17 protein-coding genes are annotated in these 22,627 nt (G+C 33.6%); 9 read left to right on the top strand and 8 right to left on the bottom strand.

Going from position 1 to position 22,627, the window contains the following annotated elements; genetic code table 11:
- Positions 1 to 271 precede the first annotated feature (271 nt).
- The 9 genes from ACQ65V_RS14015 to ACQ65V_RS13975 all read left to right on the top strand — a co-directional run bounded on the left by ACQ65V_RS14015 (position 272) and on the right by ACQ65V_RS13975 (position 12,535).
- On the top strand, positions 272 to 913 hold the full coding sequence (locus tag ACQ65V_RS14015) for a DUF6266 family protein (RefSeq protein WP_155087789.1): 642 nt from the start codon (positions 272 to 274) through the stop codon (positions 911 to 913).
- Positions 914 to 1,242: 329 nt separating this feature from the next.
- Positions 1,243 to 3,294 (top strand): PAS domain-containing protein, encoded by a 2,052-nt coding sequence (locus tag ACQ65V_RS14010; protein ID WP_430468396.1) that lies wholly within the window; start codon positions 1,243 to 1,245, stop codon positions 3,292 to 3,294.
- 22 nt (positions 3,295 to 3,316) lie between these two features.
- Positions 3,317 to 5,848, top strand: coding sequence for a PAS domain-containing protein (locus ACQ65V_RS14005; RefSeq protein WP_430468395.1), 2,532 nt, complete (start codon positions 3,317 to 3,319; stop codon positions 5,846 to 5,848).
- A gap of 66 nt (positions 5,849 to 5,914) precedes the next feature.
- Positions 5,915 to 6,286: a response regulator gene (locus ACQ65V_RS14000; RefSeq protein WP_430468394.1), complete on the top strand. Its 372-nt coding sequence runs from the start codon at positions 5,915 to 5,917 to the stop codon at positions 6,284 to 6,286.
- A gap of 15 nt (positions 6,287 to 6,301) precedes the next feature.
- Positions 6,302 to 10,021, top strand: coding sequence for a sigma 54-interacting transcriptional regulator (locus ACQ65V_RS13995; protein WP_430468393.1), 3,720 nt, complete (start codon positions 6,302 to 6,304; stop codon positions 10,019 to 10,021).
- A gap of 183 nt (positions 10,022 to 10,204) precedes the next feature.
- Positions 10,205 to 10,618, top strand: coding sequence for a hypothetical protein (locus ACQ65V_RS13990; RefSeq protein WP_430468392.1), 414 nt, complete (start codon positions 10,205 to 10,207; stop codon positions 10,616 to 10,618).
- Between the two features lie 10 nt (positions 10,619 to 10,628).
- Positions 10,629 to 11,069: a hypothetical protein gene (locus ACQ65V_RS13985; protein ID WP_430468391.1), complete on the top strand. Its 441-nt coding sequence runs from the start codon at positions 10,629 to 10,631 to the stop codon at positions 11,067 to 11,069.
- A 199-nt stretch (positions 11,070 to 11,268) separates the two neighbouring features.
- The gene (locus ACQ65V_RS13980) at positions 11,269 to 11,631 is read left to right on the top strand and encodes a DUF4870 domain-containing protein (RefSeq protein WP_273291324.1); all 363 of its coding nucleotides are present in this window, start codon (positions 11,269 to 11,271) and stop codon (positions 11,629 to 11,631) included.
- Between the two features lie 124 nt (positions 11,632 to 11,755).
- On the top strand, positions 11,756 to 12,535 hold the full coding sequence (locus ACQ65V_RS13975) for a DUF547 domain-containing protein (RefSeq protein WP_430468390.1): 780 nt from the start codon (positions 11,756 to 11,758) through the stop codon (positions 12,533 to 12,535).
- 2 nt (positions 12,536 to 12,537) lie between these two features.
- Here ACQ65V_RS13975 and ACQ65V_RS13970 read toward each other — a convergent pair whose 3' ends face one another.
- The 8 genes from ACQ65V_RS13970 to ACQ65V_RS13935 form a co-directional block, all read right to left on the bottom strand.
- Positions 12,538 to 13,287 (bottom strand): head GIN domain-containing protein, encoded by a 750-nt coding sequence (locus tag ACQ65V_RS13970; protein ID WP_430468389.1) that lies wholly within the window; start codon positions 13,285 to 13,287, stop codon positions 12,538 to 12,540.
- Entirely contained in the window at positions 13,284 to 14,300 is a 1,017-nt protein-coding gene (locus ACQ65V_RS13965) for an acyloxyacyl hydrolase (RefSeq protein ID WP_430468388.1), read from the bottom strand. Before ACQ65V_RS13965 ends, ACQ65V_RS13970 begins: the two co-directional genes overlap by 4 nt.
- A 218-nt stretch (positions 14,301 to 14,518) precedes the next feature.
- Complete coding sequence (gene dnaN, locus ACQ65V_RS13960) at positions 14,519 to 15,637, bottom strand: DNA polymerase III subunit beta (RefSeq protein WP_155087776.1); 1,119 nt, start codon at positions 15,635 to 15,637, stop codon at positions 14,519 to 14,521.
- An 88-nt stretch (positions 15,638 to 15,725) separates the two neighbouring features.
- Positions 15,726 to 17,393: a gliding motility-associated ABC transporter substrate-binding protein GldG gene (gene gldG / locus ACQ65V_RS13955; RefSeq protein WP_430468387.1), complete on the bottom strand. Its 1,668-nt coding sequence runs from the start codon at positions 17,391 to 17,393 to the stop codon at positions 15,726 to 15,728.
- Positions 17,380 to 17,877 carry a hypothetical protein gene (locus ACQ65V_RS13950; protein WP_430468386.1) on the bottom strand — a complete coding sequence of 166 codons (498 nt, stop codon included), beginning with the start codon at positions 17,875 to 17,877 and terminating at the stop codon, positions 17,380 to 17,382. Before ACQ65V_RS13950 ends, gldG begins: the two co-directional genes overlap by 14 nt.
- Positions 17,874 to 18,596 carry a gliding motility-associated ABC transporter permease subunit GldF gene (gene gldF / locus ACQ65V_RS13945; protein ID WP_430468385.1) on the bottom strand — a complete coding sequence of 241 codons (723 nt, stop codon included), beginning with the start codon at positions 18,594 to 18,596 and terminating at the stop codon, positions 17,874 to 17,876. Before gldF ends, ACQ65V_RS13950 begins: the two co-directional genes overlap by 4 nt.
- A gap of 30 nt (positions 18,597 to 18,626) precedes the next feature.
- Positions 18,627 to 18,923, bottom strand: coding sequence for a putative quinol monooxygenase (locus ACQ65V_RS13940; protein WP_430468384.1), 297 nt, complete (start codon positions 18,921 to 18,923; stop codon positions 18,627 to 18,629).
- 131 nt (positions 18,924 to 19,054) lie between these two features.
- Positions 19,055 to 22,360 (bottom strand): reprolysin-like metallopeptidase, encoded by a 3,306-nt coding sequence (locus ACQ65V_RS13935; RefSeq protein WP_430468383.1) that lies wholly within the window; start codon positions 22,358 to 22,360, stop codon positions 19,055 to 19,057.
- Positions 22,361 to 22,627: the final 267 nt, after the last annotated feature.

Genomic DNA, 22,627 nt, shown 5'->3' with positions numbered 1-22,627 from the left:
TTCAAAACCCTTTAATTAAGCAATATTTTTCCCAAAAAACTTGACAGTATGTCCACGTCATCAATTGTACTGCTTTCTTTTTTCTCTTTTTCTTTGTAAAAAAAATGTTTATTTTTTTATTTCTGATGCAAAAGGAAGCAATCTAAAGCAACAAAACCCTTATCCAAATAATTGCATAATAGTTGACTTATATTTCATCGGAAGGTACAACTTCGTGTTAAGTCCGTACCAAGTCCGAAGAAAAGTAAGTTTCATTTAAATTATTTATGTTATGGGTAAAATTGCTCAAGGTATTTTAGGAGGGCTTTCAGGTAAGGTTGGAAACGTTATCGGTGGAAGCTGGAAAGGAATTGATTACATTAGAATTAAACCTTCAAGTGTAGCAAATCCAAGAACTGTTGGTCAAGTAAACCAAAGAACCAAGTTTACTGCCACTTTAGAATTTTTACAGGCTGTAAAGCCTTTTATTAAGTTAGGATATAAAGGGTTAGCTGTTAAGAAAACAGAATTTAATGCTGCGATGTCGTATGTATTGAATAATGCGATTACAGGTACAGAACCTAACTTTGTTGTTGACTATCCAAACGCTTTAGTAAGTCGAGGAGGTTTATCTGGTGCGTTAAACCCAACGACTGATTTGGCAACTGCTGGAGAAGTAACTTTTGGATGGGATGATAACTCTGCTGAAGGTAATGCAAATGCTACTGACAAGGCAATGTTATTGATTTACAATCCCTCAAAAAAGGAATCTATTTCTTTACTTGATGGAGCAGACCGAACAGTAGGTTCTCAAATTGTTCCAATCCCAACAACTTATGCAGGAGATACAGTAGAGCTATTTATGGCGTTTATTACTGCTGATGGTAGTCAAGTATCAAACAGTATTTATTTAGGCTCTGGTACAGCTAATTAATTCTTGGTGTTTTTATTTGGAAACCGCTCTAACCGAGCGGTTTTTTTTATGCTATATTAGTAGCTTAATTTATTGATGTTTACTCTTTATTTACTCTTTTTATATGTTTTTTGTACCCTATTTGTTGCCCTAATGCACTAACATCAATAAACATAAGGGTAGTTAAATATTGCATCGGGAAGTAAAAGAATTCTTACCAAAAACTTAGTCGATTATAAGATATTTAATAATTTAGAAGCTTAACCTTAATCGAGGATTTTATTATATTAGTTTAAGGCAATTTAGAATTTAAGGACCTTATCCATATTTATAATTGATTATTACATGCAATGAATATATACTTAACCATACTACTGCAATTTTTACTTTTATCATCTAGTATTCTGTTGTTATTTAGATACAGAAATGTATTAGGCCTGGCTCCCCTTTATCTATTTTTGGGATCACTACAGTACTTACAAGTTTCGTCTGGGACAATGATTAGTTTTACGGTATTAGATGGTATCATTATCTATCCTGGATCTATTCTTATTTTTAGTGCCGCGTTATTTGCCTTATTATTAATTTACATTAAAGAAGGAGTCGCCAGTGCACGAGCACTAATTTTTGGTGTTGTAATAGCTAATTTACTGTTGTCCTTATTATTTAATGTGTCACACCTGCAAGAGGCTTCAGTACTAAATTCAGATGCACTTTCCACCTCATTATATGCTATAGATTATAAATACTTTATTACTGGGACTTCATTATTAATTATAGACTTTTTTCTTTTGGTTATTATCTATCAGTTTTTGGTTTTAAAAATTAGAAAAGAATACTTCTTTTTAACCTTGTTTATTTCGTTGCTCACCGTTTTGGTATTTGATGCCTTCTTATTTAATGTTCTATTAAAGTATGACAATTCAGAATTTATCACCCTATTGAGCGGACAGATAATAGGTAAGTCAATTTCAGCATTTATTTTTGCAGGTCTTTTATATGTGTATTTAAAATATTTAGATGCGGACACCAGTGAATCTACTTTCATTGCTAATAAAGATCGTGATATTCTATCTATATTTTTATATAAGAAGCAATACCAGGATTTAAAAAGTGAAAAAAAGGAAATTGAACAAAAATTAACGTCCCAGATTGAAACCACTTTAAACAATGTTTCTGATGGCTTTATATCGCTTGATACGGATTGGAGATATACTTTTTTAAATAAGCAAGCAGCTCAATTTTTAGATAAAACACCAGAAGAATTAATAGGAAAACATATCTGGACCGAATTTCCGGATGGAGTAGGTAAACCATTTTACAAAGCCTATTATAAAGCTTTTAAAACACAAAAAGCAATTTATTTAGAAGATTACTATGAGCCATTAGATAAATGGTTTGAAAGCAGAATATACCCAACTAAAGATGGTCTAACTGTGTATTACACAGATATAACAGATAAGAAAAAAGCGGAGAAAATATCAGAAGATAATAAAGTGTATTTAGAAAATATTATTAATACTATAGCTGATCCTGTTTTTGTAAAAGATGATCAGAGTAGGTTTTTATTGGCGAATACAGCATTTTATAAGTTTTTTAGTCGCACAAAAGAAGAAATTATTGGAAAAAAATTTGGACGTGATGTGTCTTTAGAAGAAAGAGAACGCTATTTAAAGGCTGATAAACATGTTATCTCCAAAGGGACTGAGCATACAGATATTATTGAATTTAAACGTGAGAATGGAGAAAAGCGATATATATCGACAAAAAAAACCAGGTTTACCGATAATGAGGACAATATATTTCTTGTTGGTGTAATCAGAGACATTACCGAACAAAAACTAGCCGAAGCGCGAATTATTAAAAGCGAGCAATATTTAAATAGTATTATTAATAACATTGGAGATCCACTATTTGTTAAGGATGAAAATAGCAGATTATTGCTAGTCAATGACGCGTTTTGCACCATCTTTAACCTATCTAGGGTTGAAATTATAGGAAAAACATTAGCAGAACATGTATCTAAGGAAGAGCAAGAAATTTTTCTAAAAGTTGATAAAGAGGTTTTAAACACAGGAGTGGAAAATATAAACGAAGAGACTTTGAGTATAGATGGAAAAGAAAAGAAAATCATATCCACTAAAAAAACACGATTTATCGATGAGAATGGTAATAAAATTTTAATTGGTATTATAAGAGATGTAACTCAACGCAGACTAGCAGAGGAAGAGCTTGAAAATTATAAGACCCAATTAGAAGAATTAGTTGAGGCACGTACACAAGAGGTAATTTCTAAAAATGAAGAATTATTACGAATGAACAAATTATTTGTGGGTAGAGAATTAAAAATGAAAGATCTAAAAACTAAAATTAAAAGACTACTCGAAAATAAAGACAAGTAACTTTATTTCTAATGACCAGTTTATGAAAAGTAATGCGCTTTATCTCTTTTTTAAAAAACCAATAGTAGCTGGTGTAACTACCTTCATAATATTACTTTCTATTGCACAGTACATAGCCTATCAAAAATATTATATAAATAAAAGCGAGCAACAAAAGGAAATAAATACGCGCGTTAAATTAATAAACGAAAAGTTACAGGCATTAGTTATAAATAGTTATTCGGCAACAAAAACCCTAGCCTATTTAGTAGAAAAAAATGGAATACCTGAAGACTTTAATAATATTGCCAGAGATTTTTTAAAAAAGCAAGAGTATTTTGATGTAGTGCAGCTTGTGGATGGAGATGGATTTATAACTCACGTTTACCCATTAGAAGGAAATGACGTTATTGGTTTTAATATTATTACAAGTAATACGGCAAGAAGTGGTGCGTTAGCAACTATAGAAAGAAAAGATTTTTTTATTGCGGGACCCGTAAATTTAAAACAAGGAGGCGTGGGCATTATAAGCAGACATCCAATTTATGATGCTAATGAAGATTTTAATGGTTTTTCGGCGGTTATTACCACCATGACCAATTTTTTTCAAGATCTAAACATAGACACCTTTGGCGATAATAAGTATGTCTACCAATTATCTAGAGTAAATACTGAAACTGGTGAAGAAGCATTTTTTTTAGAAAATGACATGACCAATTTACAGGAGTTTGCTGTACCAATAGAAATGTCTTATGGAGAATGGAAACTCTATGTCGTCCCAGCAAGGACCGTAATTAATTCGGCTTTGTGGTATTCAATTTTTGGCCTTGTTCTGGCTGTTATATTTGCAAGAGGCATGTGGTATTTTGCAGGGCAAGCAGAACGAATAAATAAGTTAATAACACTAAAACTAAACCAACAAGAAATTGAATTAAATACAGTTTATAAAAGTACCAAGGCTAAAATTGAAGAAAGTAAAGCTAATTTAACGAAAGCACAACAAATTTCTAAGCTTGGGAGTTGGGAAATAAACTTAGCGACCAATAAATTTTCTTGGTCTAATGAAATGTTTAATATTTATGAGAAAAACCCTAAAAGTTTTAAGCCGTTTATAGACGCTCATTTAAGCGATGTCCATCCAGAAGACTTAGATTTAGTAAAACAAGCCTATAAGGATTTAAAAGAAAAAAATAAACCGTACCAAATCGTTTATCGTTTAAATTTAGGTGATGGAAGAATTAAGTATTTAGAAGAGCAATGTGAGGTAGTAAACGATGAAAGTAATCGCCCCATAAAAGTTATTTGCACGACTCAAGATATAACTGAGAGAAAAGAAATAGAACAGGTGTTAAAAAACAGTGAGCTACTGTATCGTAGTCTAACTTCTAATGCACCGGTTGCTATTTTTACAACTAATGATGCCGGTGAATGCAATTATGTTAATGAGGAATGGATTAAATATGCAGGTATAAGCTTTGACGAAGCCATGGGATTTGGATGGGCAAATGCTATACACATAGAAGATAGAGCGCGTGTACTGTTAGAGTGGCAAAAAGCTATTGCCTCAGATGAGGAGTTTAAAACAGAATTTAGATTTCAGGATTCTAAAGGAAAGATTACATATTTAGATGCAAAGGCCATAAAATTAATAGATAACGATAATAATTCTCTAGGTTACATTGGTATTGCTGTTGATATCACAGAGCGGGTTAATAATGAAAATGAAATGCTTAAGTATAGAGATAATCTTGAGCAAAAGGTAGAATTAAGAACCAAAGAGCTTAACGACAGTAAGGAGGCACTATTAAATCTTTTAGAAGACATTAATGCGCAATCCGAGGAGTTAAAAAAAGAAAAGGTAAAAGCCCAGTCTGCTGATCTCATGAAATCTGCTTTTTTAGCTACCATGTCTCATGAGTTAAGAACACCTATGAATTCTATTATAGGGTTTACAGGGATTTTACTTAAAGAACTAGCAGGACCATTAAACGAGGAGCAAAAAAAGCAACTTAACATGGTAAAAAATAGTGGTGCTCATTTACTAGGCTTAATTAACGATATTTTAGACATTTCTAAAATAGAGGCAGGAAAATTAAAGGTGTCATTTTTTCCATTTAATTACTTAGAAACCCTAGAGAAAACGATTGACTTTTTAAAACCGCAAGCCAAAGCAAAAGGTCTTAAAATACATACAGAATTGTCTGAATTAGACATTACTCTTAATAGTGATATTAGACGCGTTGAGCAAGTTCTCTTAAATTTGCTTTCTAATGCAATTAAATTCTCTACAGATGGTATTATAACTGTAAAAGTTTCGGTAGAGGACGATTATCTTATTACTGAAGTTATAGATCAAGGCATTGGTATAAGTAAGGATGATATTGTAAAATTATTTATGCCTTTTATACAGCTCGAAGCCGGACTTAATAGAAATCATGACGGTACAGGTTTAGGTTTAGCGATTAGTAAAAGTCTAATCGAAAAACTAGGCGGTACAATCCAAGTTGAAAGTGAAAAAGGTAAGGGTAGCAATTTTATTTTTAAACTACCACTAGAACATCTGGATAATAATTAATTAATAATTAATTAAAAAGTAATATATTTAATGGAAAGAAAAATTTAATTGTTTTTAAAATATGCTATGAAGCCTACAATTCTTATTATAGAAGATAATGAGCAAAATATGTATATGCTTAATTACCTTCTCAAAAATAGTGGTTATAATATTCTGCAGGCTTTTAACGGACAAGACGGATTACAACTAGCGCACGATCATCATCCAGAAATTATTTTGTTAGACATACAGCTTCCAGATATGGATGGTTATGAGATTTGTTTAAAATTACGCTATAATGGACTGCCAAAAGACACATCAATAATAGCAGTAACTTCGTATGCCATGGGCGGTGACAAAGAGAAGGCAATTGAGTCTGGAGCCGATGGTTATATCGAGAAACCTATAAATCCAGAAACTTTTGTAAATCAAATGAAATCAATCATTAATTCTAAATAAAGACATAAGGCTCAAATGCAAACCGTTTTAATAGTAGATGATACCTATGAGAATTTATATTTACTAAGAGTAATATTAAGTGAGGCAGGTTATAATGTCATTGAAGCTAAAGACGGTAAGGAAGGACTTTCTCAATTAAATGAGCATTCAGTGCATGCTATAATCTCAGATATCTTAATGCCAGTAATGGATGGCTATATGTTTTGTCAGGCTTGTAAGAAAGAAGAGCGGTTTAAAGATATTCCATTTTTATTTTATACATCTACCTATACTGAAAAGTTAGATGAAGATTTTGCTATAAAACTCGGTGCAGACTATTTTCTAAGAAAACCTCAAGATCAAGAAAAAATTCCATCCCTTATTGAAGAGCTCTTGGCTAAAAAACCTTCAAAAAAAAATTCTGTAAAGGAAGAGGATTTTACAGAACAAGAAGTTCTGCGCCTCTATAGTAAGCGTCTTATAAGTAAGCTTGAGCAAAAAAATTTAGATCTTGAAAATGAAATATTAGAACGCAAAAAAGCAGAGCAACAGCTAATAGATAAAAACGAAATTTTAGACTTAATTGCTGTAAATACACCTCTAGATAAAATTTTTGAGCGTATAATTGTAAATTACGAATCACTTCACCCAGATGACTATGGGGCAATAAGTTTATTAGATAATGACGGTAAGCATCTTAATCTCATATCGGCTCCGTCAATGCCAAATGCCTATAACGCAATTGTTAAACGAGGCTTAATAGGGGAAAATGCAGGGTCTTGTGGCACAGCTGCCTATCTAAAAAAACCGATAATTGTTACAGATATAAGTAAGAGTAAACTATGGTTAGACTATAAAGATGCAGCACTTAAATACAACTTAAAGTCTTGCTGGTCTTTACCAATTTTATCAGAAAATAATAATGTTCTGGGTACTTTTGCCATATATAGCGAGTCCGTAAATTCGCCTTCTTTTGATGAAATAAAAGAACTAAAACTTACCGTAAGTCTAACCAAAATTGCAATAGAAAAATATAAAATTGCAGAAGAAGTCAAAAAGAAAGATGCCTCTTATAAATCATTAATAGATCAGGCTAGTGATGCCATCGTTACATTTTCTGTAGATGGCACAATTTACGAATTTAATAGAGCCGCACATGTAAGTTTTGGCTATACCCGAGAGGAATTTTCTAAGCTAAAACTTCAGGATATAAACGAAGGAGAGATAATTCAGGATAAAGACAATTACCAAAAATTATTAGATGGTGATGCCATTCTGTTTGATAGAAAATTTAGATGTAAAGATAATTCACTCGTAGATGTTGAGATTTCGGCAAAATTACAGAATGATGGGAAGGTATTGGGCATCGCTAGGGACGTTACAGAATGGAAAAAGAACCTAAAAGAAATACAAAGAGTAAAAGAGTTTTCTTCTGGTTTGTTAAGTTCGATGCGCGAAGGTTTGGTTGTAATAGATTTAAACTCTAAAATTATTAGTGTAAATCCATCATTTTGTGAAATGATAGGTTTTTCAGAAGAGGAGCTATTAGGTCTTAAACGACCTTACCCATTTTTGCCACCTGAATTTAAAAAAGAAAATGATGAGCGTTATCAATTGTTTTTACAAGACAAAGCAAAAAATGATTTTGAGTCTACCTATATGCACAAAGATGGTAGACGTTTCCCGGTACAGATCTTGGTATCTAGCTTGTATGACGATAACGGTGAAAAGTTCGCAAATTTTGCAACCGTACAGGATATATCAGAGCGTAAAAAGGCGGAGATAGATCTAAAACTGGCAAAAGAGTTTTCGGACAAGCTTATAATGTCCATGCAAGAAGGATTGTTAATTGTAAGTGTTGAAGCAGAAATAATAATGGTAAACGCATCATTATGTAATATGTTAGGCTATAATGAAGAAGAATTAATTGGACTTAAATTACCTTATCCATTTGCTAAAACTGAGGATTTTGAAGAAATGTCAGAAACTCGCAAAAAAGTTGCGAAAGGCGAAGCACAGTCCTTTCAATTTGAATTTATTAGAAAAAATGGCGAAAAATTTATAGCCTCGTTCTTAGCTGGGAATATTAAGAATAATGATGGGGAAATTATTGCTTTATTTGGGACTGTTAAAGATGCTTCGGAGGAAGAAAAAGCTAAAAAATTGCTCGAGTCAATCGCAATTAGATCTAATAAAAAGAAAGAAGTAATCTTAGAACTGGCTAATCTTGTTGGAGAGGATTATAACATTTCATTTAATAGAATAACAAAATTATCTGCAGAAACTTTAAATGTTGCGCGTGTTAGCATATGGTGTTTTAACAATGATAAAACTGAAATTTTTTGCGAAAAATTGTATGTCTTAAAAAATGATACATACGAGAGTAATTACGTAATAACCTACGATGATAATCCTAATTATTTTGATGAGTTAAATAAAAAGCACACCATTAAAATTCAGGATGCCCAAAATGATAGTGTCACAAAAAAATTTACCAAAGATTATTTAGCCCCAAATAATATTAGATCTCTAATGGATGTTTTTATAAACAGCGTTAATGGGCATTATGGCATTATATGTTTTGAGCATGTTGGTGATGAGCTTAGAGAATGGACAGAAGAGGAGCAAGAGTTTGCTACCTCAATCTCAAATATTGTTTCTCTTATGGTAGAGAGTACAGAGCGTAAGTTAGCAGAACAAATGTTGGTTTCCACCAATGAGCAATTATCTAAAGCTAATATAGAATTAAATGCACTGCGTAATCAACTAGAACGAGAAAACGTCTATCTTAGAAATGAGCTAGACCTTGTTTTCAACTTTGAAGAAATGGTATATGGCAGTGCCGAGTTTAGTAATGTGCTCTCCGAAATAGAAAAAGTAGCACCAACCGATGCTACAGTCTTGTTACAAGGGGAGTCTGGTACTGGCAAAGAGTTGCTAGCTCGAGCGATACATAATATAAGTGGTCGAAATAACAAACCATTAATTAAGGTTAATTGCTCAGCGATACCCAGAGAATTAATAGAAAGCGAATTATTTGGTCATAAAAAAGGTTCTTTTACCGGCGCTCATAATGATAAAATAGGAAAATTTGAATTAGCAGATAATGGCACTTTGTTTTTAGACGAAATTGGTGAGCTACCCTTAGATATGCAACCTAAATTATTGAGATTTTTGCAAGAAGGAGAAATTGAAGTTGTAGGAGGGGTAAACATCAAAAAATTAGATGTAAGAGTTATAGCTGCAACTAATAGGGATCTTAAACAAGAGATTGAGAGTAAAAAATTTAGAGAAGATCTGTACTTTAGGTTAAACGTGTTTCCGATTATTGTCCCTTCATTAAGAGAACGTAAGAACGATATACCTATTTTAGTAGAGCACTTTGTTGATAAATTTAATCGTAGATATGGAAAGACGATAAAATTTATCGCAGATGAAGCCATGTATAAACTCAAAGACTACGATTGGCCAGGTAATATAAGAGAATTAGAAAATTTAATAGAACGAGCGTTTATATTGTCAAGTACAGAAACTTTACAAATCCCTGGTTTTGAATCATCTAGTCAAAAGGCAAAAATTATTAACGAGAAGGACCTTTCGTTAGATACAGCGCAGCGAAATCATATTCTTCAGGTTTTAGAACAGTGTAACTGGAAAATAAGTGGTACAAACGGAGCTTCCGAAGTCTTAGATATAAAACCTAGTACCTTACGAGATCGTATGCAAAAACTAGGCATAAAAAAGCCTACAAAATAATAACGGTATTCCGTTTTTATCTACAAATCCGTAATAAAATTCATGATATACCGTTAGATCTTTTGATGTCATGGAAACCTATTTATTTTTTATTATACTGATAATCAGTATTTTAATTATTTTTTTTTTGCTTTTGTATGGTTTGGTATATTAATTGGCATTTATTTTTCAAACCTAGCGAAGATGAAAGATGAAATTCAATTAGATGGGATTAAATTTTGGGTGGAAGAGGATATCATATTTTGTAAAATCAAATCAAATTTTTTTGAGAGTTACAACAAAACAGATGTTCAGGATATCTTCTATAATACTATATCTATCCTTTCCCCAGGAAAATACATGCCCTTTTTAATAGACCTTAAAGGCGTTAGTTGTTTCAACGCAATTAAATTATTTAAAAATTTAGCATTTAATGGTGAAGTACGTCGCCTAATACTATCTCAAATATTTTTGGTGCGTTCAATGGGAGTAAAAGTGATTCTTTTATTTTTTAGTCTCATAAAAAAACCCTTTTTCTATAATAAAATTTGTAGCAATCGAGAATTTGCAATTAAGTTTTGCATTAAGGATAATATGGTTTTTTACCCAAGTAAATAAATAATGATATATGAGTAATATAATAGGGTTTAACAACGCCATTTTTTGGACAGACGACACGGAGATTCTGTACTGCGAATTTAGTAATACTGATCCTAATGCTAAATTAGAATCTACCAAGGCAAAATTATACATTAAGGCTATCACGACCTTATGCAAGGGTAAAGCAATGCCTTTTGTAATAGATTTAACAGAAACTTGCGGCACGTTTACAACGTCAGTGGCTAAATTTATTGTTAGAAATTCTGAGCTAAAAAAATTAAGAATTTCAGAATCCTTTATTATAGGTACGACAGGGGTAAAACTTCTAATTACACTTTACAAAAAGTTTTACGATCCAGCTACACCATTTAGAATTTTTGCTGATCAGAATCTGGCTCAAGCCTACAGCTTAGAAACAAAACAGAAGTATCACAATTCTATAAAAAAAGTTGTTGAGGATTACAAGTAGTTGCTTTAAATTTACATTGATATCAAGTTTAATATAATCTTAATATCAATTTTTTAAAAGACATCCTTAAATCGTTTTTTGCCTACTAATTCTATCCTTACCATATAAATATTTTCCGTCTCGGTATAAAATGTTTAGATCAAATTCTGTAACATTTCCACCCAATTTACGTCCTATAGGTGTTAATCAAAATAAAATCATGGAATCAAATTATCACACATTAAAGCGTAACGATAATCAACTTATAGTAATTACGCATTTAACCCAGTTATTGACGTATATCACAGGTTTTGGTGGATTAGTAGTTCCGCTTATTATCTGGGCCACCCAAAAAGACAGAGTGGAAGAAATGGATGCGCATGGTAAGTCTATATTAAACTTTCAGTTGAGTATTTTAATATATAGCATCATTAGTATTCCGTTAATCCTTGTATTCGGTTTAGGGATTATAACATTAATATTAATTGCAATATTGGCGTTTGTAATGCCAATTGTAAACGCTATAAAAGCTAGTAATGGAGAATTACCTAGCTATCCATTATCTCTTAATTTTGTTAGTTAGTTATTAAAGAAATGGAATTAAAAAGACTCATCTTGCGATGGGTCTTTTTTGTGCTCTAATAAAGTTATTTTTTCATTTATAAAATCTATAACAGTCTTAATCATCTATTTTTCTATATTTAGGTATGAAAAAGACACTAATTTATTCCGGTTTAATTATTTTATTTACACTCAGCTCTTGTATATCTACAAAAGGCGTTCCCTATAAAAAGAATTCTGACCAAGCTTATTCTGATACTATAAAAAATTCACTAGACCATAGTGTTTGGGACAAGCTTTTAAAACAAAATGTAAGAGAAGATGGCCTTGTGGCCTATGAAGGTTTTAAGGCTGACCAAAAAATACTTAATGACTATGTGCAATATCTCAGTGAACAAATGCCAGATAAAAGCTGGAGCTATGAAGAACAATTGGCTTATTTCATCAATGTTTATAATGCCAATACCATAAAACTTATAGTAGATAATTATCCTGTAGAGAGCATTAAAAAAGTCGATGCTACGATTTCTCCATTTCTTAAAAACTTCATCTTTATAGGTGAGAAAGAATTTTCACTTGCGGATATTGAAAAAGGATTTTTACAGAAAATGAACGAACCACGCATTCATTTTGCTATTAATTGCGCTTCAATTTCTTGTCCGAAGTTATTACGAGAAGCCTACACGGCGGAAAATGTGAATGAACTGATGGATAGAGCTGCCAAGGAATTTATAAATTCTGATAAAAACAATATTTCAGAAAACAGTGCCAAAGTGTCCGAAATTTTTAAATGGTATAAAAAGGATTTTTTATTGCAATCGGAATCTATTATCGATTACATTAATCAATATGCCGACACCAAGATTAATCCTAATGTAGAATTAAGCTATATCGAATACAATTGGGATTTGAATGATGTGGAGTAGTGCTAATCTTCAATGATTAATTGGCCAGTATAGAGCTCATCAACATCTAGAATTGGAGGTGTATTTACGACGATGACATCACCAGTACTTAATATGCTTCCTGTGAGTTGTTGTTGTGGATTGATAATAATATCGTTAGTGCCACGATGGTAAACATCGGCATTTTCAACCGTTAAATTTCTACCTTCAAAACGTGCATCACCCATTAAAAAGTTTAAGTTTAAATTGGTGACGTTACCTGTTAAGAAAAAATTGCTCAATCCGTTTTGGGTAATGGTGAGGTTGGCAACATTAAGGTCCAGTTGAAAATCACCATCGATGTGGAAAGCATCTTCCTCTTCCAAATCTTCAGAAAGCAAGGTAAGGTTAGGGTAGGTCAACGTATTTTCGCTAATAACGGTTAAACCTGAGCTGTTTCTAATTTCGGTTATGTTAGGTGCAGTGACAAATACCTTGGTGACACCGTAATCTCGAGTGATATTACAAGCGTTTTCGTTTTCTATGACCAATCGTCCTTCAAATACGCGTATATCTATGTCATTTAGTAAATTTTCACCAGTTTCTAGAACTACAGCAAAGTCTCCTTCGGAAATAAAAAGTTGGCTGCGTTGCATTACTGTGATCTTATCAAATCCATCAAGATCGTATTCCTTTTGAATTATATTCCCAGAGGTTTGAAAACAATCCAATGTATTTTCCGTATCGCAAGCGATCAATAATAGTCCGAACGTAAATAGTATTAGCTTTTTCATAATCGTATTCCAATTCCAAATTCAACAGCTTCAGCTTTCGCACCATGCGAATGCACGTTTATAACACCAAAAAGGGTATCAGAAAAATAGCGTTTTAAGCCCAAGCGATTATACAATCGATTTTCAAATTCTACAGGCCAATACACATAATAACCCAAGTGCGTTATAAAAGCTACCTTGTTAAAGCGCAACTCATGACCTGCAAAAATACCTACGCGTTTAAAATCCGTATCAGCCTCAATTCCGTTTTCAGGAAAAGCAATGGATTGGTGCTTTATATATTCCTTTAAAAAATTAGAGACGAAAAGTTCCGTACCCAATAAAAATGTACTCTTATGATTGATACGTTTATCCACAAATGCCGTAAACACGTAAAAAGGAAATCTGCCACTACCATTAACGTCACTCTCGTTGATACCACTTCTAAACACAAAGTTGTATTTAAACTGCTCAGAATATTTGGTGCGTTCTCCTTCTGGAATATAATCCGGGAATTCCTCCGCATCGAACAAATAATTCAGTCCTGCGGAAAATGCAAAGGTGTTGGTACTGTTATTTGGTGCTTTAACATTAGCATTAGAGTAATGGATAATTGTAAACCCAGCATTTAGGCCCAAGCCTTTGAAGAGGTTTTCTTTTATGTAATCGAATTTTAGGTAAGTTGTACTTAACAAATGCGATCCATAGGCATTGTTTATGAAGTTGTTCGTTTTGTCGTAAGGTTTGTTGGCATAGGCAATCCCTTGACCAATTCTGAATACCAAATTCCGATTGAGGAAATAAAAATTAAAATGACCATATAGACCAATGTTTTCACCCAAGTGTTCATTCTTCATATCTTGGTAAGTCAATGAAAAACCCCAATCTGGGTAGTTGTAACGACGCTCCCATTCATTAAAACCATAGGTTTTTCTATTATAACTAAGAACAAAACCTGTTGGATGATGTGTTATTAAATGTGAAATATCTGGATTGTGTTCTAGAATAGTGCCATAAAAAGGACTAAAATCCAATGAAAAAGGTTTCTTCTCCTCGTTTTGTGAGAAACTAGTCAGATATAGAAAACAAAATAGAACCAAAAAATGGTTTTTCATAAAATAGTAATTCTATAAGGGGAAGTTGTTAGCGCAGATAAAAATAGGATAATTTTTATACTACTACAGAAATTAAGCATAAAAAAAGACTCACCATATTAGTGAGCCTTTTTTCAACTGTTGAGTTAGCAAAATTTTTAATTGTTTAGCATCACTGGCATTACCAGCATGGTGACATGTTCACCTTCATCTAAACCATCAATTGGTGTTAAGATACCGGCTCTATTTGGTAAACTCATTTCCAATTGTACATCATCAGAGCTTAAGTTATTGATCATCTCAGTTAAAAAACGCGAATTGAAACCAATTTGCATATCGTCCCCTTGGTAATCACAGGTTAAACGCTCTTCAGCTTTGTTGCTGTAATCAATATCTTCAGCAGAAATATTTAATTCTGCTCCTGCGATTTTCAATCGGATTTGATGTGTGGTTTTATTAGAGAAAATACTAACACGACGCACAGAATTTAAAAACTGAGTTCTTGCAATCACCAATTTATTAGGATTCTCCTTTGGAATAACCGCTTCGTAATTAGGATACTTACCATCGATTAAACGACAGATCAGTACAGAGTTTTCAAAAGTAAACTTGGCATTAGATTCGTTGTACTCTACCAAAACATCATCATCGCTACCAGCTAAAATTCCTTTTAAAAGTGTCAAAGGTTTTTTCGGCATGATGAATTCTGCAGATTCAGTTGCAGTAACATCATCTCTAGTATATTTAACCAGTTTGTGAGCATCTGTTGCTACAAAGGTTAAGTTGTCTTGAGAAAACTGAAAGAAGACTCCACTCATCACAGGTCTTAGATCATCGTTACCAGCTGCAAAAATAGTTTTGCTAATTGCGGTAGCTAAGATATCTCCCATTATCGTTGTTTTACTGGCATCTTCTAGAGATACAGCATTTGGGAATTCAGCACCATCAGCATAGGCCAAGGCATACTTACCATGGTTAGAACTTATCTCAACCGTATTGTTGTCCTCAACCACAAATGTTAAGGGTTGCTCTGGAAACGTTTTTAAAGTGTCTAACAAGAGACGTGCTGGTAAAGCAATACTGCCTTCAGAATCACTTTCCACATCAATTGTAGAAGACATAGTGGTTTCTAAATCACTTGCCGAAATCGTCAATGAGGATTTACTAAGCTCAAAAAGGAAATTATCTAAAATAGGTAATGTATTACTATTATTAATAACACCTCCCAATACTTGAAGTTGCTTTAATAAATAAGTACTTGAAACAATAAATTTCATGCGTTATAAGTGTATTTTTAACTTTTGAATTTGTCATACAAATATATCCCAATCAATGGGTTTTATAAAACAAACTTATTAACAAATTCTAAGTGTATTTTTTCTTTCTAAAGTAGTTGAAAGCAAATCCAAATAATGCAAGTAACACCAATGGCAAAGCAATATTAATCAATTGCCATTTACCTTTACTCTCTTTAACCTTATCTGAATCTAAATAGGCGATACTAATTTCTTTGGCTCTAATGTTTATAAGTCCTGTATCATCCAATAAGTAATTCACGGTGTTAAGAAGAAATTCTTTATTCCCGAAAGCCTTTCCGGTAAGTTGGTCAAAACCTAATTCTTGTGGTCTGTTTCTAATCACCTCGTTTTTTATAACATCTCCATCTGATATTACCACCATTTTGGTATCAGGGCTGTTGGATTTAAAACTCTTGACTTTGAAGGGTAGAACGCGCTTGTCATAAACGGAGGTAAACTCACCTTCTAACAACACCGCTAAGTTTTGTGGTCCTGCATTGTATGTGCTTTCATCTGGTGATTTAGTAACATCAGCTAAAGAAATATTAGTAGGAGCACCTTCTAGCTTAGACTTCGGTGAACTTTGAAGCAATATGGTTTTTTTAACCTGATTTTTCAATGTGTCCATAGGACTCGCAAAATCATACTTTACCAAATTTAAATTCTTAGAGATGGGATGATTTGGGTTGGAGGCCGCCAATGGTGAATACTGCCACTGAATAGGTTGCAACTGCGCTTGGCTTCCTTCACCAATCGCTAACATTATTGGAGCAGAGAAGAGGTCCTTTACCAAGCTTGGGTTTACTCTAACTCCATATTTAAAAAAGAAATCGTTGAGGTTTAAATCGCGCATGATGGAAACAGCAGAACCCGAATCATTATACAGACTATCCTTGTCCATAATGATAGATTCAGTTAGCCAAAGGCTTTTACCACCATGCATGGTGTATTGATCTAAAACCAATTTCTCGTTTTCCGTAAATGCTTCGCTGGGTTTAGCTGCTACGATTAAATCATACTGTCTTAAATTGTCTAGCGTACCTTGTGGGTTTGAAGCGACACTATCTAAAGTAAAAGGCGCAATATTGTAGTAGGGCTGGATGGTTTTTAAGAAATTGGCTATATAAATATCTCCAAGTTCACCATTGCCTTTTAGTATTGCAATTTTTTGGGATTTAGGGTTTACCAGTTTACTAAAACCATCAGCAAAGGCATATTCCAAAGCTTGTACAGAATTGTTGATTTGTTCTTGTAAACCTTGGGTGATACTCTTTTTCAGTAAGGGAATCTTAATCGTTTGATCTTTATAACTCGCAAAAGCCCATGGGAAAATAATCTCTTGTGTGACTTTGCCTGTGCTGTTATCTGTATTTATATAAGGTTCTAAGCCTGATTTGGTCAATTCCTCAATATTGCGTTCGCGTGTGGCTTCATCTGCAATAGGGTCGATATAATTAACTCTAATATTGTTGGTTTCCAATTGAAACTCTTCAATGATTTGTCGTACTTCGGTTTGAAGTACCCTAAATTCCGAAGGAAACTCTCCTTCCAAAAACACGTCAATGATTAATGGAGAATCTATATCTGTAATCAGGTTTTTTGAAGCATCAGAAAGTGTGTAACGTTTATCTTTAGTTAAATCGAAACGTCCATAAACTTTGCTTGAAATAGCATTTATGGCAATTAAGCCAACGATAACACCGAGTATGTAAATTAGGGCTTTATTCTTCTTCATTCTCGTATGTAATTTCTTCTTGATAATGTTTTACTTCTGAAACCTTATCGTTTGTAAATGTAAGCTCTACACATTCCTTTTCACCGTTGAAAGCACCAGGTTCTATGCCTAATCCGTAATTCCATTTATCGTTATCATGTGCTTGTTTTTTATCATTCCAACTTAGCCACTCATACTTTCCAAGTTGATTTTCAATTTCGGATTTTGACAAGCCAATTAAGGTGTCAGACTCTATGGTATTGTCAATCATCTCGTAGCGTAAAGCTGGTTTTTCTACCCAAGTTTCGCTATTGAAATATTTTTGATGATGATAGCTGCTTACGATATTCACAAAGGGATAAAACATATAGAAATAGACAAATGGAGTTAAGATTAAACTGATCAAACCCGTTAACCATTTGCGCCTGTCCACTGTATTCAAAAACAAAAAGAGCAGCACAAACACTACAATCATAAATATGACTAAGAATGGTGTAATGATCATTGCTTTTGAATTCTAAGTTTGGTGAATATTAAAAACGCAAGAGCGATACTTATAAAATAGATTAAATCGCGTGTATCAATCACGCCTCGACTCATACTGTTGTAGTGTGCTGACATCCCAAGGTTTTCCATATAAACGAGATCTCCAAAGACGTTGTAATTAGAAAGCCCTTCGAAGCCAAAATACATAAAGAAACAGATAAAAACCGCAATGATAAATGCCACAATTTGATTATCTGAAATGGTAGAGGCAAACACTCCGATAGCTGTATAAGCTGCAATAAGAAACAATAACCCAAAATAAGAACCAATGGTACTTCCCATATCTAGATTTCCTTCGGGATTTCCTAATTGTGAGACTGTGTAAACGTAAAGTAATGTTGGAAGCAATGCTAAAAGGATCAATGCAAAAGCACCAAAATATTTACCTAATACAATTTGAAAATGCGAAATGGGTTTGGTGACCAATAATTCTAAAGTGCCTTGTTTTTTTTCATCACTAAAGCTACGCATGGTCACTGCAGGAACAAGGAATATAAGAATCCAAGGTGCTAACAAAAAGAAGGACGATAAACTCGCCAAGCCATTATCTAAAATGTTAAACTCTCCTTTAAAGACCCAAAGAAATAAGCCGTTCAATAATAAAAACACACCAATGACCAAGTAGCCAATTGGTGAGGCGAAAAAGGTGTTTATTTCTTTTTTAAGTATTGCTAGCATTAATTTCAGTATTCAGTCATTCGTAATTCGTCAATCTAAACTCGCCAATTTATCCACACTCCATGCTTCAGGCTTAGCATTAAACAAAGGTTTTGTCTTAGACCAAACACTTTTAAACAAATCGGAATGTCTATAGTTGTTTAAATCGTCTTCAGAATCCCAATAACTATACGTAAAAAAGATATTGGTATTGTGCTTATCGCGATAAAGCTCTAAAAAATTGCAACCTTCAAAAGCTCTAATCTTTGTTTTATTGGCTTCAAAATTAGCTAAGAATTCTTCAATCTTAGAAGGATCAAAACTCATTTTTACAATTCTTACTAACATCTATTAAGATGGTTTTTTAGATTTATCACGTAAAAGTATTAAAATTAAGATGGATTTATCTTAATAGAAGCGCATAAAAAAATGCACCATAATTAAATGGTGCATTTTCCGCTATTAAATAATAACAAAGGTTACTTTATAATTAGTTTTTTCACAATGGTTTTGTTATTTTCCGTAGACATTTTTACTAAATAAGTTCCTGCGGATAACTTAGAAACATTGATCAAGCTATTTGACCTATAATCTGATATTTCAAAGACCTTTCTTCCCAGTAGGTCATGAAATTCAACATTTATAGAGTCAAAATGCGAAAACGATATACTGATACTTTCCTTTGTAGGGTTAGGGAACATAACCACACTCGTATCATCGAAAGTAGGTGTGGACAATGTCTCTTCTTGTACACCACAATACTCAATACTCCAAGAGTTCACTGTTCCGTCGTCACCAATTCCTGTATCGGTAATATTCAATGTCCAGGTTCCGGCACTACTTTCACCGTTGAAACCAGAAAGCGGTTGTGCAGGCTTTAAGGTTCCTGAAATTGATGGAGATGTTGCAGCACAAGAAATTGTTGGGCTTCCGTCATCATCAAATGTGGCTACCATATCTGGGTTGGCACCACATTGACTAGAAATTAAGACAACCGATGTACCAGATGGGCTCAATAATTCTAAAATAACATCACCAATATATGGGTGAAGTATATCTACGCTTACATTAATATCTGATATTGAAACATCATCACCTATTTCAATAGTACTAGTTGTTGTAAGCGTTGAAACAATAGGTGCCGGTGTGTTATTGGAAGCTGTAATACAAGAATTTGTCCCCGTTGTAAAAGCATTACCACTAGTAAATGAACCTTCACCACACTCGTTTTTAGGTTTTACTCTCCAAAAGTATTGCGTTTGCTCAGTGAGTTCTGTCGTTTGAGTGTAACCATTTGAAGATACAGTTGCAGATTCTATGATAGAACTAAAACCAGCATCGCTTGCAATCTCAATATCATATTCTTCTGTTACTCCACTTCCATCTGCAGACCAGTTATACACAGGATAGGTAGATTGATCAGTACTTGCATTCGCTGGACTTGTCAATGTTGGCGAAACAAAACTATCTGATTTTAAAGTTAACACAACATCTTGCGTTTTATTCTCTGTCGTTGATGCACCATCTATAACAATGGTGTAATCTTGAGCAGCGTCTGGAGCAAACCCACTTACAGTCATTGTCACAACGGTTTCTGTGTCACTTGCTGTTGCAGGACTAAAACTTACAGTTGAAGACGCTGGATTTCCAGAAGCAGTAAATGTTACGGTGTCTGTAAATCCTGTTGAAGGTGTATATCTAAAATCGAAAGTGGTACTATTTGTGTTTGCACATACTGTTTTTGCAAGTTCCAAACCAGTTAAAAAGTAGGTTGGTACAGTTACTTCCTCAATAATAATTGTAGAGTCATTAACGTCTAAAAACACATTATCAGCAGCTTTTACCATCAATCTACCGGAATTAGTTGTTGTAGCTGGAACGGTTATATCTTCACTACCATCATTTAATGTATTTGCTGCAAGAGTTACGGTGTCCGTAAAATCACCTGTTGCAGAAAAGTAGATATCTACTAATTGACAATTTACAGTTAAGATATTATCTGTATTTGCAACATCCCATGTAATGGTTTCAGTCTCACCTTGAATCCATGTGGTGTTTTCATTTTGACTTGTCACAACAAATGGACCAGCTAACTGATCGGTACTTAATTGCATTAAATCATCTGCCGTTTGTCCACCATAGATTACATTATCCCTAACCGTAAGCGCAAATTCAAAATCGCGCTGAACTTGTGGAATTACTTCCCAAGTTGGCGCTAAATTATTATCTAATATATCACTCAATTGCGGAAAATAACGACTTGGTGACGTTGTACCGCGTCTAGATCTAAACATAGGGCCTTCGGTAGCTGTAGGGCTTGGCAATAATGGAGTTTGCATATTTTCATTATCATTTTGCTCCCATGTGTATGTTAATACATCGCCATTTGTAACCGTATCAGGATCACTACCAGTACCTGTTAATTGAAATGCAGTACCAATAGGAATAATATAATCACTACCTGCATTGGCAGTTGGAGGTAGGTTAGATACAAGAATTTCATCAAAACACACAGAACTAACACCACCTTGTATGTTAGTACTAATATCTCTAATATTTACATAGTTAAAGTAATCATCAGAGTTGTTTTGAACATCTTGACCTGGGCAAATACCTGCATAGCCCATAATTGAAGAACCACTTCCTGGTTCAACCTCTGTGTTATTTCCACTTTTAAGACAAGTACCTGTACCATTGTGTGTATGGTAACCACCCATTTGGTGACCAATCTCGTGAGCAACATAATCCACATCGAAAGAATCTCCTGTAGGGTTTGACCTTCCTGTATAACCACTACCTTTATTACCTGAGTTACAAACACAACCTATACAACCTGCATTTCCACCACCATCGGTATTGAAATTATGACCGATATCATAATTGGCATCACCTATCGTAGCATCGATTACTTCTTGTGTCTTATCATTATATTCACCATCCCAAGGATCAGTTGCTGGATCGTAGAACATAATATCGAAATTGTCTGGGACAAACTGAAAGGTAACTCCCATTTCCTTTTCATAAATACCATTTACCCGCGTCATGGTAATTACCATTTGGGCCATAATGTTTGATTTTCTGTCAAAATCTGTAGTGGCACTTCCTATAAACAAAGCACCATACTCACCAGTACAAGACATCGCTAATTCGTAAAGACGAATTCTACTATCATCAGTCGCTCTTAATACATTATTTGGTGGAGCGTTCATAGCTTTCTCATACATTGTGTTATCAGTTTCACACAAAAAGATGTCGTCAGAGTTATCAACTAAATCCGCACGTCTATAAGCTATATAAACTGATTTGTCTTCGGTGTAGGGGTCAATGAAAAAGGTAGATTTCCCTGGTTCAAATACTTGTCCATGAAAGCCAGCTTGAGACACACTGAAACGTATAAACTTTCCAGGGTTTTCTATACTTCGACCTACATAACTTTTAATATTTGGAAGTTGTGCAGCGAGCGTAGGGTGAAGAATTTGAGCATCTAATACACGATAGGAATCTAAAGTTCCATCTACATTAGGAACGCTAATGATATTTTGGGATTTTCCAAAAAACTCACCTCTAATTGGTGCATTCTGTAACTTGTCCTTAACAGATTCAATATTTAAAGTATATAAATTGAATGCTGTGGGCATTTTATCTTTATTGAAACTAATATTTTGGACTTGGCTTTTTTTAGTTTCGGATAAAGGACTCCAATCGCTTTTGCCGTTCTGCGCTCCAATGGAACTTGTTAGTACACTAAGTAGTAATACTAAAATTAAAGTGTAATGGTTTTTCATAATTATTTGAATTTGGTTAAACGCTTGTTTACTATGTAAGAAAGTATTTTATCTTCTAAAACGTCATATTGGATGAGTTGATACGATCTCAATAGGAATTTGAATTGATTTTAAATTTTAGGTAAAGTGGATGTTGGATTTGGGGAATTGGAATTTGAGGAATTTTTCAGCTCTTCTTTCGAAAACATCCGATTTGTAAAAATCATAGATTATAGAGCAAGTGTCTAGAAGTAGAATTTTTCTCATAAGTCTTGGTTTTAGGATTAA

This window comes from Winogradskyella ouciana (genome assembly GCF_965284585.1).
GTDB classification, from domain to species: Bacteria; Bacteroidota; Bacteroidia; order Flavobacteriales; family Flavobacteriaceae; genus Winogradskyella; species Winogradskyella ouciana.
The sequence above is the reverse complement of the archived record's forward strand: the minus strand, read 5'-3'. Positions and strand labels throughout refer to the sequence as shown.

Coding starts and splice junctions, on each gene's coding strand:
- ACQ65V_RS13970 (WP_430468389.1), bottom strand. CDS start 13,287: ATGAAAAAGCTAATACTATTTACGTTCGGACTATTATTGATCGCTTGC.
- ACQ65V_RS13935 (WP_430468383.1), bottom strand. CDS start 22,360: ATGAAAAACCATTACACTTTAATTTTAGTATTACTACTTAGTGTACTA.
- ACQ65V_RS13985 (WP_430468391.1), top strand. CDS start 10,629: ATGAGTAATATAATAGGGTTTAACAACGCCATTTTTTGGACAGACGAC.
- ACQ65V_RS14010 (WP_430468396.1), top strand. CDS start 1,243: ATGAATATATACTTAACCATACTACTGCAATTTTTACTTTTATCATCT.
- ACQ65V_RS13940 (WP_430468384.1), bottom strand. CDS start 18,923: ATGTTAGTAAGAATTGTAAAAATGAGTTTTGATCCTTCTAAGATTGAA.
- ACQ65V_RS13975 (WP_430468390.1), top strand. CDS start 11,756: ATGAAAAAGACACTAATTTATTCCGGTTTAATTATTTTATTTACACTC.
- ACQ65V_RS14015 (WP_155087789.1), top strand. CDS start 272: ATGGGTAAAATTGCTCAAGGTATTTTAGGAGGGCTTTCAGGTAAGGTT.
- ACQ65V_RS13990 (WP_430468392.1), top strand. CDS start 10,205: ATGAAAGATGAAATTCAATTAGATGGGATTAAATTTTGGGTGGAAGAG.
- ACQ65V_RS13950 (WP_430468386.1), bottom strand. CDS start 17,877: ATGATCATTACACCATTCTTAGTCATATTTATGATTGTAGTGTTTGTG.
- ACQ65V_RS14005 (WP_430468395.1), top strand. CDS start 3,317: ATGAAAAGTAATGCGCTTTATCTCTTTTTTAAAAAACCAATAGTAGCT.
- gldF (WP_430468385.1), bottom strand. CDS start 18,596: ATGCTAGCAATACTTAAAAAAGAAATAAACACCTTTTTCGCCTCACCA.
- ACQ65V_RS14000 (WP_430468394.1), top strand. CDS start 5,915: ATGAAGCCTACAATTCTTATTATAGAAGATAATGAGCAAAATATGTAT.
- ACQ65V_RS13980 (WP_273291324.1), top strand. CDS start 11,269: ATGGAATCAAATTATCACACATTAAAGCGTAACGATAATCAACTTATA.
- dnaN (WP_155087776.1), bottom strand. CDS start 15,637: ATGAAATTTATTGTTTCAAGTACTTATTTATTAAAGCAACTTCAAGTA.
- gldG (WP_430468387.1), bottom strand. CDS start 17,393: ATGAAGAAGAATAAAGCCCTAATTTACATACTCGGTGTTATCGTTGGC.
- ACQ65V_RS13995 (WP_430468393.1), top strand. CDS start 6,302: ATGCAAACCGTTTTAATAGTAGATGATACCTATGAGAATTTATATTTA.